The sequence below is a fragment of the Bacillus sp. HMA207 genome (assembly GCF_003402455.1).
Lineage (GTDB): Bacteria > Bacillota > Bacilli > Bacillales > Bacillaceae_G > Bacillus_A > Bacillus_A cereus.
In genome coordinates, this window is the sequence record NZ_BEZT01000001.1 from 209,975 (window position 1) to 221,991 (window position 12,017).

Consider the following 12,017-nt stretch of genomic DNA (forward strand, 5'->3'; position numbering starts at 1 on the left):
GTTTTCATGTACCTTCGCTCCAGCAGCAGGGAGTTACGAGATACACCTCCGTAGAGGAACAAAATACAAACGATAAACTCACATTACAAGGCTGCCTTTTTATTTTACACAAACGCTATTATATCTTTTACCCAGAGTTTCGTCAAGCGAGTACGTTTTTGTTTTATGCATATAAATTTTGGAAGTTAATATAAGAAGGAATTTAAAACAATATAGAAGAAGAGATAGAAACACAAATAAAACGCTTACATAAAATGAAGGAAAACGTTCATCAAATTTTTATGGATGAATATGCGGCAATAAAAACATAAGGGGGATGTTTTTATGAAAAAGAAGCATATGGAGACAGCGTTAATTCATCACGGTTATACACCTGAGGAACATAAAGGAAGTTTAACACCACCTTTATTTCAAACTTCTACATTTACATTTGAGACTGCGCAGCAAGGAGAGGCGAGTTTTGCGGGAGTGGATCCATCTTATATTTACTCACGGCTTGGAAATCCAACTGTGAAATTATTTGAAGAACGTATGGCGGTGTTAGAAGGAGGAGAAGAGGCACTTGCCTTCGGATCTGGTATGGCAGCTATTTCAGCGACTTTAATCGGTTTTTTAAAGGCTGGAGATCATATTATTTGTTCAAATGGATTATACGGATGCACGTACGGTTTTTTAGAAGTGTTAGAAGAAAAATTTATGATTACGCATTCGTTTTGTGATATGGAGACAGAGGTTGATATTGAAAATAAAATTCGCCCAAATACAAAGCTTATTTTCGTTGAAACACCAATTAATCCGACAATGAAATTAATTGATTTAAAACAAGTGATTCGGGTTGCGAAGCGAAAAGGTTTACTTGTTATTGTTGATAATACATTTTGTTCACCTTATTTACAAAGACCGCTTGAGCTTGGCTGTGATGCTGTTGTGCATAGTGCGACAAAATATATTGGTGGTCATGGCGACGTTGTGGCGGGTGTAACGATTTGTAAAACGAAAGCATTAGCTGAAAAGATTCGCCCGATGCGAAAGGATATCGGCGGTATTATGGCACCGTTTGATGCATGGTTATTATTACGCGGGTTAAAGACGTTAGCAGTAAGAATGGATCGTCATTGTGATAATGCAGAAAAAATTGTATCGTTCTTAAGAAAACATGATGCGGTAGAAGATGTTTGGTATCCAGAAGGAGAGTTAGCATCTCGTCAAATGAAACGCGGGGGCGGTGTTATTTCTTTTTCAGTAAAAGGCGGAAAAGAAGAGACGCAAGCGTTTATTAATGATCTTCACTTTATTACAATTGCGGTGAGTTTAGGAGATACAGAAACGTTAATTCAGCATCCAGCAACGATGACGCACGCTGCGATTCCAGCTGAACTAAGAAAAGAAATGGGCATTTTCGATAATTTAATACGCTTATCAGTCGGTTTAGAATCGTGGGAGGATATCGTTTCTGATTTAGAGCAGGCATTAAAGAAAATATCTACTGTTAATCAATAAAAAAAGAGTGAGCTATCGGTTTTGTACAGGACGTACTAAATCGATAACTCGCTCTTTTCTTTTTACATATGTTTTAGGAGTGTTTCCACAAACTTTTCTAAATAGCGCTGATCTACTTCATCGAAACGATTCTTTTCGGGACTATCAATGTCAAGTACACCAATGACAGCTCCTTCTTTCACAATTGGTACAACGATTTCTGAATTAGAAGCACTATCGCAAGCGATGTGACCTGGGAATTGGTGAACGTCTGCTACAAGCTGTGTTGTTTTCGTTTCAGCTGCTACGCCGCAAACGCCTCGTCCAAATGGAATGCGTACGCAAGCAGGCATTCCTTGGAACGGTCCAAGGACAAGCTGATTTCCTTCTGTTACGTAAAAGCCAACCCAATTAACGCGATCTAAAAATTGGTTTAATAATGCGGAAGCATTTGATAAGTTTGCGACTACGTTTGATTCGCCAGTTAATAACGCATCCAGTTGTTTAATTACTGTCTCATATTGCTGCACACGAGATCCTGCATAACTTTCTTTAGTAAACATGGAAACAGCTCCTTTTTTATCGAGATGTGTAAAATATTAGCAAAATACGATGTATTTCACATGACTTTGTCGATAGAAAATTAAAGGAATTTGTCTTAAAAGTCAAGAAATTTAAACTATAGCTGTTCAGTGAGGGGAAGTGAGCGCATGAAGCAGACGAAACAAAAAGTAATTGATGCGGCAATATCGTTGTTTAATACGAAAGGTTATGATGGAACGTCGGTGCGAGACATTGCAAAGCGAGCGGATGTGAATGTAGCGAATATTTCATATTATTTTGCTGGGAAGCAAGGTTTATTAGAACAGCTTATTACTGATTTTTTAGAAGGATATATTCATGTGATTGAAATGTCGTTTGAACAGAGAGAGTATTTGTCGGCTAAAGATGTAATGGTGCAAATGGTGCGCGGGATTTTACGATATCAATTTGAAAATAGAGAACTAACACGTTTCTTCTACCGAGAGCTTTCGCTTGATACGACATTAATTCGTGAAGTGATGACCGTTTATTTTTCTAAAGAAAGATATTATATAGAACAAATGATTAGACAAGGACAAATGAAACAAGAATTTCAGAAAGTATCATTTACAATGTTTATGACGCAATTAAAAGGTATGATAAGTATGCCGTTTTTATATCCACAATATATATCAGAAGTACTCCATTCTTTCCCGTCTGAGACATTTTTCATAGAAATGTATACGAAAGAGATTGAGCAATGGATGGAACAAGCATTATGTAAAGCGAATATGTACCATGAATGGCCAAGAGCTGTTCATATGTGAAGAATCCCCACCTAACGAACTGAGGTGGGGATTTTTATGTTTACTTTTCTTTGCCATAAATTGTTACATAATAGCGCGATAATTGTTAATGCAGCTCCAGCGATTTCAATTTTATCGACTGTATAACCTCGAAAGATAGAACCAATGAGTGCAAGGATAGGAACTAAATTCATAAATAATATGCCGTTAATAGATGAAATATAGCGATTTCCCATATTCCAGCAAAATACAGCGATAACGCCTGCGATAATCGACATATAAAAGAGCTCAAAACGAACGCTCACAACTGTACGCAGTGACGGCATAGTAACTATATTTGTGTACGTTAAGAAAGTAACAATAACGATGAGTGAAATGGAGCCAAATAAACAAGTTAATGTCGTGTACCTAAGTGGTGACCAAGATTGAAAACGAGCAGCCCCGTTTGTATAAATGACCCAGCAAGTAACGCCGCATAGCATCAATATATTTGTTGATAAGTGGCTTGCAGCTCCAAATAGTAATTCAATATTTCCTTTTGAAATGACAAGCATAACACCAAGTAATGCAACGAACATACAAAGGAATGTATAGTTTTGTGGGCGGCGATTTTGGGTTATCCATTGCAGTGATAAGGCAATCAGTGGCATAAGGGATTGAATCATAGCTGCATGGATTGCTCCGGAAGGTCCGGCAAGTTGCTGTCCGTAGAAAACGAGAAAACCATACCCCACGAAACCGACTGTCCCGTAAAAGAATAGAGAAAGTGTTCTTTTTTCTAAGCGGAGTGAAGTCTTTCCTTCAGTAATTAATAGCAAAATAAGAAAAATAATAGCTGCTGATCCATAGCGAAGCGTTGTGAAGAAGAATGGATCGATAAATTGCAGAGCACTTGCCATTACAGGAAACATAAATCCCCAGGCAGTGACGGCGAGTAAGCATAGAAAGGATCCGAGTAGCATTTGTTTTTTGTTCAAGAGTATCTTTCCCCTTTACATTTCGTTATAGTAAGTTGATGAAATAAGTATAAAGAGTAATTGTTTATAGGAGGAAATATCGATTTCTTATAACGGTTATAACTTTTTGTTAGAGGTGTGTACGATGGATTTGGAGGCAGTACGATCGTTTATTGAAGTGAAGCATACGCGAAGTTTATCAAAGGCAAGTAAGATTTTACATATATCACAACCAGCGCTTAGTAAACAAATTCAAAAGTTAGAAGCGGATTTAGAGGTTACTTTACTTAAACGTTCTGCGCAAGGAGTAGAGTTAACGGAGGCAGGAGAGTTATTTATAAAAAGAATGTTACCGATTTTGGAGCAAATAAATGAAGTGAAAACAGAAATGAGGGGGTATCAAGAGAACCGGAAGTTTTCAATTGGTATACTACCGAGTTTAGCGGAGCATTACATATCAGAATGTAAAGATATATTAGGTGATGAGTTCGAAGTGGAATGGCAAATCGGGCATACGGAAGTATTAAGAGATTTATTTAAAGCGCGGGAGATTGACGCGATGTTCATCGATTCAGTAGTAGAAGGTGCTACGTATATAAAAGAAGTGCAACAAGAGAAAATTATTTGTGCCGTTTCAAATAATCATCCGTACAAAGAGAAGATAGTCATTCAAATAGAAGAGCTGCACAATGAAAAATTAATTGTATATCCAGAAATATGTGATGTAAGGAAAATGATTATGAACATGTTTCATGAAATAGGTGTAAAACCAACTATAGCTGTGGAAACATCTTACGCAGAACCGATGCTTGCAATGGTAAAAGCTGGCCTTGGTATCACGTTACTTCCAGAAAGGGCAGTAGAGCAGTCTGTAAGGCAAGGAAATGTACATGTAATTTCTGTTGAACCACCACTCATGCGGAAAATTTATTTCGTATCCCATACGAAAGATTGTTTGTTATTACAATCATTTGAGGATAGGGAGTGAGGTAGGCGGAATATTGAGAAAGATTACAATCACATTGAAAGAAACATGAAATTTTAAAAAAAACTAGGTCAAAAACAAACCATTACATGGTATGATTAGTACATTGTTAGTTGTTAAATATAGGGGAATTCCCTTTTTATACATAATGCCTTCCATTTCATAAACGGAACGGACAAAAAAAGAGATATAACTAGGAGGCTTTTTTGCATGGATTCTATCCTGACGATCGTTATCATTGTAGTAAGCTCTATTCTAGTGCTGCTCATGATAGAGCTTGTGATAAGAAATCGTTCATATAAAGATATTGAAGCACTGGAGCAGTGGAAACAAGAGATAAAAGATAAACCTGTGGCAGATGAACTAAAACGGGTAAAAGATTTAAACATGACGGGTCAAACAGAAGAACTGTTTGGTAAATGGCGTGAAGAATGGGATGAAATTGTATCAACAACCCTTCCGAAAGCTGACAAAGATTTAGCGCAAGCGCGAAAATTCGCCTCGCAATTCTCCTTCCGAAAAGCAAAGCATGCGATGAACGAATCCATAAGTGGTTTAGATGACGCTGATAATCGTATTACTGACATTTTAAATGAATTACAGCAATTGTTAGAAAGCCATGAGAAAAATAGCTCGGAAATTGAAGGGTTACGTGATACATATCGTAGTATGAAAAAGAGTGTTCTTGCTCATAGACATATGTATGGAGCAGCAGAGCAGAAAATCGAAGAGATGCTAGACGCTGAATCTGAGAAATTTAAAACCTTTGAAGAAGCAACAAACAATGGCGACTATTTAAAAGCGAGAGAAATTGTTATTAGTTTGGAAGAAGGTTTAGCAGATTTAGAAATCATTATTCACCAAATTCCAGATTTATTGGTAGAGTGTCAAGCGACGTTACCAGTTCAGCTGGAAGATTTATTACACGGACATAATGATATGGTAAGACAAGGTTATGTATTAGATTATTTGGAAGTCCCTAAAGAAGTTCGCGATATGACGAAACAACTACAAACATGTTTAATGGATATACAGGAGCTTCATATAACAGAAGCGGCTGAAAAAGTAGAAAACTTAAAAACACGTTTAGATGGCTTCTACGATCAATTGGAACAAGAAGTACATGCGAGACATTATGTGGAGCAAAAAACACTTTCTGTTTACGATGACTTAGAAGAAATGCGTATCGAAACGATTGAAACGAAAACAGAAACACAACTTGTGAAACAAAGCTATCAGTTACAAGATAAAGACATTGAGTCTCAAAAAGTAATTGAAAAGCAAATGCACATTTTAACGAAACGTTTTGAAATGCTACAATTACGCGTTGCAGAACAAGATATTGCCTTCTCTATTATTCGTGAGGAACTAGAAGAGGTTTATGAGCAATGTGAAACGTTAAAAGTACTTCATGCAGAATATAAAGAAATGCTGCAAGCGATGCGCAAAGAAGAATTTGAAGCACGTGAGAAGTTACAAGAAATGCGAAATACTATTTTCGAAACGAAACGCTTTATGCAAAAGTCGAATTTGCCAGGTCTTCCAGAGAGTATTATGGAAGATTTAAAAAGAGGGCAAATGGCAATGCAAGCTGTATATGAACAATTAGAAGTGAAGCCGTTAAATATGAACGCTGTAAATAGCAGTTTAGAAGAAGCATACACAACTGTGAACGGTGTGGCTGAAATGACAGAAGAGTTAATTGGACAAGCATATTTAGTGGAAAAATTAATTCAGTACGGTAACCGTTACCGTAGTCATGATGAAAACCTAGCAGAAAGTTTAAATTATGCTGAGAAATTATTCCGTGAATACCAATACGATGCAGCTTTAGAACAAGCGGCTTCAGTATTAGAGCAACTTGAACCTGGCGTTGTTCAAAAAATAGCTGAATATGTAGACAATGAACAAACCCTTTCATAAAAGGGTTTGTTTTTTTGTGTAATTTTGCAGACGATGTTGCTATAATGAATAGCGGAATACAGCAAGGTTATTCGTTTCAAAATAAAGTGAAACTGTAATCAGTAGGAGGATTCATCCCCATTGATTACTAGCCTTCACCAATCGGGCATTTACGGACAGCCCGACTCCCACCTAACTTCTTTGCTCTAACTGGATTTTGAGGTGAGAGTCTTATTGCCCGTTCATGCGGGATAAAGTGAAACTGTAATAGGAGGGCATCCTCGACAATTATTAGCCTTCACCAATCGAGATAAAATGGAACCTTTGCGTAGTCTTAGCGTAATGACACGTATTTATGATATGATTATACGATGTGATAGCGCTGAAAGGGGAAGAACGATGATCTATTTTGATAATAGTGCGACGACGAAGCCATATCCAGAAGCTCTTCAATCGTACGTGACGGTTGCTGGGAAATATTTTGGTAATCCTTCTTCTATTCATTCGCTTGGAGGAGAGGCAGAGCGTCTATTAACACAATCAAGAACGATTGCAGCGCAGCTTCTTCGTGTTAAACCTTCTGAAATTATTTTTACATCAGGTGGAACGGAAGGGAATAACCTTGCGATTAAAGGGATAGCGATGAGGAATCGTTCGCGTGGCAAACATATCATTACAACAAATATTGAACACGCGTCTGTGTTTGAGGCATATAAGCAATTAGAAGAACTCGGGTTTGATGTAACATATTTACCGGTTAACGAGCATGGTGTTGTGTCGGTAGAAGATGTGAAACGAGCACTTCATGAAGATACGATTCTTGTGTCAATTATTCATGTGAACAACGAAACTGGAGCAATTCAGCCCGTTGCTGAAATTGGAACGTTATTATCGAATCATCCGAAAATAAGATTCCATGTAGATCATGTACAAGGGATAGGGAAAGTACCGCTTGATTTATATGCGTCTCATATTGATCTTTGCTCAATATCTGGACATAAATTCCACAGTGTAAAAGGAACGGGTCTTCTTTATGTACGCGATGGCGTAAGATTAGATCCGATTTTATCAGGTGGTCAACAAGAGCTTAAGTATCGTTCTGGTACAGAAAATTTACCTGGCATTGTAGCGATGGTGAAAGCACTTCGTATGACAATGGAACAAGTGAAAGAAAAGGTAGCTCATTTGCAAAGTTTACAAGCAGAGCTTGTTCGTTTCTTTAAAGAGATGGAAGATGTAACGATTAACACGTCGCTTGCATATGCAGCACCGCACATTTTAAATGTATCATTTGTTGGTTTAAAACCAGAAGTAGTCGTTCATGCTTTAGAAGAACACGGTGTATATGTGTCAACGAAATCTGCTTGTTCTTCAAAAGCAAATGAAGTGAGCAGAGTGTTAGTGTCAATGGGAGTGCCGCATGCAGCAGCTGCAAGCGCTATTCGTATTAGTTTGGCACCAGAAAACACAATGGAAGAAGTAAAACAATTTGAAGGTATTGTAAAAGAGACGATGCCAAAATTATATGAAGTGATGAGGTAAAGAAATTATGTTGAAATATGAATATATTTTAGTGCGTTACGGAGAAATGACGACAAAAGGTAAGAACCGTTCTAAGTTTGTAAGCACATTAAAAGATAACGTGAAGTTCAAACTGAAAAAATTCCCAAATATTAAAATCGATGCAACACATGATCGTATGTACATCCAGTTAAATGGTGAAGATCATGAAGCAGTCTCTGAAAGATTGAAGGATGTATTTGGTATTCATAAGTTTAACTTAGCGATGAAAGTACCATCAGAATTAGAAGACATTAAAGAAGGTGCATTAGCAGCTTTCTTACAAGTAAAAGGTGATGTGAAAACATTTAAAATTACTGTACACCGTTCTTATAAGCATTTCCCAATGAGAACGATGGAATTATTACCTGAGATTGGCGGACACATTCTAGAAAATACAGAAGATATTACAGTAGATGTTCATAATCCAGATGTAAATGTACGCGTAGAGATCCGCAGTGGCTATAGCTATATCATGTGCGATGAGCGTATGGGAGCTGGCGGTTTACCAGTTGGCGTTGGCGGAAAAGTAATGGTACTTCTTTCTGGTGGTATTGATAGCCCAGTAGCAGCTTACTTAACGATGAAACGCGGCGTATCTGTGGAAGCAGTTCACTTCCATAGTCCACCTTTCACAAGTGAGCGTGCAAAACAAAAAGTAATCGATTTAGCACAAGAGTTAACGAAGTATTGTAAACGAGTAACGCTTCACCTTGTTCCGTTTACAGAAGTGCAAAAAACGATTAATAAAGAAATCCCATCTAGCTATTCAATGACGGTTATGCGCCGTATGATGATGCGTATTACAGAACGCATTGCTGAGGAGCGTAACGCACTTGCAATTACGACTGGTGAAAGTCTTGGACAAGTAGCAAGCCAAACGTTAGATAGTATGCATACGATTAACGAAGTAACAAACTACCCAGTTATTCGTCCGCTTATTACGATGGATAAATTAGAGATTATTAAAATCGCTGAAGAAATCGGCACGTATGATATTTCAATTCGTCCATATGAAGATTGCTGTACTGTATTCACACCAGCAAGCCCAGCGACGAAGCCGAAACGTGAAAAAGCAAATCGTTTTGAAGCGAAATACGATTTCACACCATTAATCGATGAAGCTGTAGCGAACAAAGAAACAATGGTATTACAAACGGTAGAAGTAGTGGCGGAAGAAGAAAAATTTGAAGAACTTTTCTAAAACCATAAATTACCATATCTAAAACGTGTATGAAGTCATGTTATTTATCACACTCTATACTCACAAGGAGGTGATATAACATGTCACGTAGCACAAATAAATTAGCGGTTCCTGGTGCTGAATCAGCATTAGACCAAATGAAATACGAAATCGCTCAAGAGTTTGGTGTTCAACTTGGAGCTGATGCAACAGCTCGCGCTAACGGTTCTGTTGGTGGTGAAATCACTAAACGTCTAGTTTCACTAGCTGAGCAACAATTAGGCGGTTACCAAAAATAATCCCATATGATGGCTTAGAAAGAGCGGGTTCTCCCGCTCTTTCTTTTTTTGTGTTGTGTCGCTATTTGTCGGTAAGTCGATGTAATTTCGTTTACTAATTCGACAGAACTGAAAAATTTGTCAAAAGAAGAGGGTTCAAAATTAACTGAAAATTCTTTATTATATAAAGGAGGCATAAAGAAAAGGGAGGATATTTTATGAAGCGAGAAGAATTGTTGGCGCCACCGTCTTATAATTTAGTTTCTGAAATAGAGAAATATACAGGTGATAAAGGGAAGTTAGCTTTAATTTGGCAAGATGATAAAGGGAATCGAAGGGAAGTTACATACGCTGAATTAATGCAAGGTGCGAATAAAATTGGAAACGCTTTTATAAAAAGTGGTTTGCAAAAAGGGGACAAGCTTCTCATTATGATGCCGCGTTTAATTGAAGCGTACATGACGTATATTGCTGCTATTAAAGCAGGATTTGTCGTAATTCCAAGCTCGGAAATGTTACGTAAAAAAGATATAGAATATCGAATTGGACATGGAGAAGTAAAAGCGATAGTAAGCTATGAGCCGTATATTAGGCAGTTTGATGATATAGAAGCGATGGAATCTCTTCGAAAATTTGTCCTGAGCGAACAGTCAGTAGATGGATGGATTAATTTAAAAACAGCGTTAGAAACAGAGAGTGACATGTTAGAAATGGCGAAGACAGATAAAGAAGATATGGTCTTTTTATCTTACACGTCAGGAACGACAGGAAATCCAAAAGGTGTCGTTCATACACATGCGTGGGCATACGCTCATTTACGTACGAGCGCTCCAAATTGGCTCGGAATTGAAGAGAATGATATTGTATGGGCAACAGCTAGTCCAGGCTGGCAAAAGTGGATTTGGAGCCCGTTTTTAGCAACTTTAGGATCAGGGGCAACAGGGTTTGTATATCACGGTAAGTTTGAACCGAAAACGTACCTAAACTTATTAGACGATAATAAGGTGAATGTACTTTGTTGTACACCGACTGAGTATAGATTAATGGCAAAGGTAGAAGATTTAAGCCAGTACAATTTAGAGGCACTACATAGCGCTGTATCGGCAGGTGAGCCGTTAAATAGAGAAGTCATTGAAACGTTCAAAAAGCACTTTCATATTACAGTGAGAGACGGCTATGGGCAAACGGAAAACACATTACTTGTTGGTGTAATGAAAGGGATGGATATTAGACCAGGATCAATGGGGAAACCAACGCCAGGTAACCATGTCGATATCGTAAATGAGGAAGGTACTCCAGTTAAAGTAGGCGAAGTTGGTGATATTGCAGTTCACATTGAAACGCCGGCCCTCTTTAAACAATATTACAAAGACGATGAGCGTACAGCGATGCAATTTCGCGGTGATTATTATATTACAGGTGATAAAGCGAAGAAAGATGAAGACGGCTACTTCTGGTTTGAAGGGCGCGGCGATGATATCATTATTAGCTCTGGTTATACAATCGGGCCGTTTGAAGTAGAGGATGCACTTGTAAAACATCCTTACGTAAGAGAATGTGCAGTTGTCGCAAGTCCTGATGAAATTCGTGGAAGTGTCGTGAAGGCATTTATCGTATTAAGAGAGAATATAGAAAAGAACGAAGAAATATTAATTCCAACACTCCAACAACACGTCAAAGAACTCACTGCACCATATAAATACCCTCGCAAAATTGAATTTGTAGATGAACTACCAAAAACGATTTCTGGAAAAATTCGCCGTATTGAACTTAGAAAACAAGAGATGGAGATTCCGTCAAAATAATTTTGAAAACAGTGAAGTAAATAGTTGAATGAAATGTAAATCAATGATAAAATAAAAACGAACACAAGTTCTATTTTATAAATTTAAAAAAGAGGTGTCCGTATGATTTTAGGTATTAATCCGTACTTAGTTTTAGATGGTAGTGGGCAAGAAGCTGTACAGTTTTATAAAGAGGCTTTAGATGCAAAAGTAGAAGTTATGCAAACTTTTGGTGACATGCCTGAAAATCCAGAATACCCGATTCCAGCTGAAGCGAAAGAGCGCGTTTTACACGCTACTTTAAAAGTTGGTAATACGGATCTTATGATTTCTGATACATTCCCAGGTCAAGGGCATGCAATCGGATCTCAAGTAACAATCGCAATTCAAATTAGTAATGCAGAAAAAGCAAAAGAAGTATTCGATAAGTTACAAGAAGGTGGAGAAGTTATCATGCCACTTCAAGAAACATTCTGGAGCCCAGCATACGGACAAGTAAAAGATAAATTTAATATTGAATGGCAAGTTACAACGTCTACTACTGAACAAAAGTAATTTTTAG

The 12,017-nt window shown here is 37.6% G+C and carries 11 protein-coding genes; 9 read left to right on the top strand and 2 right to left on the bottom strand.

All coding sequences use genetic code 11. From position 1 onward, the window contains the following. The first annotated feature begins 324 nt into the window (after positions 1 to 324). Positions 325 to 1,500, top strand: a complete 1,176-nt coding sequence (gene megL / locus HMAS_RS01255; RefSeq protein WP_000726570.1) for a methionine gamma-lyase — start codon at positions 325 to 327, stop codon at positions 1,498 to 1,500. A 62-nt stretch (positions 1,501 to 1,562) separates the two neighbouring features. Here the strand turns inward: megL and HMAS_RS01260 are convergent, their stop codons facing one another. Beyond that, positions 1,563 to 2,042, bottom strand: coding sequence for a GAF domain-containing protein (locus HMAS_RS01260; RefSeq protein WP_000494340.1), 480 nt, complete (start codon positions 2,040 to 2,042; stop codon positions 1,563 to 1,565). A gap of 147 nt (positions 2,043 to 2,189) precedes the next feature. On the opposite strand from HMAS_RS01260, the gene refZ reads away from it, so the two are divergent. After that, positions 2,190 to 2,828 (top strand): forespore capture DNA-binding protein RefZ, encoded by a 639-nt coding sequence (gene refZ / locus HMAS_RS01265; RefSeq protein WP_000814923.1) that lies wholly within the window; start codon positions 2,190 to 2,192, stop codon positions 2,826 to 2,828. Between the two features lie 11 nt (positions 2,829 to 2,839). On the opposite strand, the gene HMAS_RS01270 is transcribed toward refZ, so the two are convergent. Further along, positions 2,840 to 3,784 carry a DMT family transporter gene (locus HMAS_RS01270; protein ID WP_116344676.1) on the bottom strand — a complete coding sequence of 315 codons (945 nt, stop codon included), beginning with the start codon at positions 3,782 to 3,784 and terminating at the stop codon, positions 2,840 to 2,842. A 124-nt stretch (positions 3,785 to 3,908) separates the two neighbouring features. On the opposite strand from HMAS_RS01270, the gene HMAS_RS01275 reads away from it, so the two are divergent. From HMAS_RS01275 to HMAS_RS01305, 7 genes are all read left to right on the top strand, one after another. Then, a complete protein-coding gene (locus HMAS_RS01275; protein WP_098955143.1) occupies positions 3,909 to 4,751 on the top strand; it encodes a LysR family transcriptional regulator in 843 nt (280 codons plus the stop codon). Positions 4,752 to 4,958: 207 nt separating this feature from the next. Then, entirely contained in the window at positions 4,959 to 6,671 is a 1,713-nt protein-coding gene (gene ezrA, locus HMAS_RS01280) for a septation ring formation regulator EzrA (RefSeq protein WP_000377303.1), read from the top strand. Between the two features lie 378 nt (positions 6,672 to 7,049). Continuing rightward, positions 7,050 to 8,192, top strand: a complete 1,143-nt coding sequence (locus HMAS_RS01285) for a cysteine desulfurase family protein (protein WP_116344677.1) — start codon at positions 7,050 to 7,052, stop codon at positions 8,190 to 8,192. A gap of 7 nt (positions 8,193 to 8,199) precedes the next feature. Then, the gene (gene thiI, locus HMAS_RS01290) at positions 8,200 to 9,414 is read left to right on the top strand and encodes a tRNA uracil 4-sulfurtransferase ThiI (RefSeq protein ID WP_000922337.1); all 1,215 of its coding nucleotides are present in this window, start codon (positions 8,200 to 8,202) and stop codon (positions 9,412 to 9,414) included. An 80-nt stretch (positions 9,415 to 9,494) separates the two neighbouring features. Further along, positions 9,495 to 9,692 carry an alpha/beta-type small acid-soluble spore protein gene (locus tag HMAS_RS01295; RefSeq protein WP_000091640.1) on the top strand — a complete coding sequence of 66 codons (198 nt, stop codon included), beginning with the start codon at positions 9,495 to 9,497 and terminating at the stop codon, positions 9,690 to 9,692. 197 nt (positions 9,693 to 9,889) lie between these two features. After that, a complete protein-coding gene (mbcS, locus tag HMAS_RS01300) occupies positions 9,890 to 11,476 on the top strand; it encodes an acyl-CoA synthetase MbcS (RefSeq protein ID WP_000817766.1) in 1,587 nt (528 codons plus the stop codon). Between the two features lie 102 nt (positions 11,477 to 11,578). After that, positions 11,579 to 12,010 (top strand): VOC family protein, encoded by a 432-nt coding sequence (locus HMAS_RS01305; RefSeq protein ID WP_000600350.1) that lies wholly within the window; start codon positions 11,579 to 11,581, stop codon positions 12,008 to 12,010. Positions 12,011 to 12,017 lie beyond the last annotated feature (7 nt).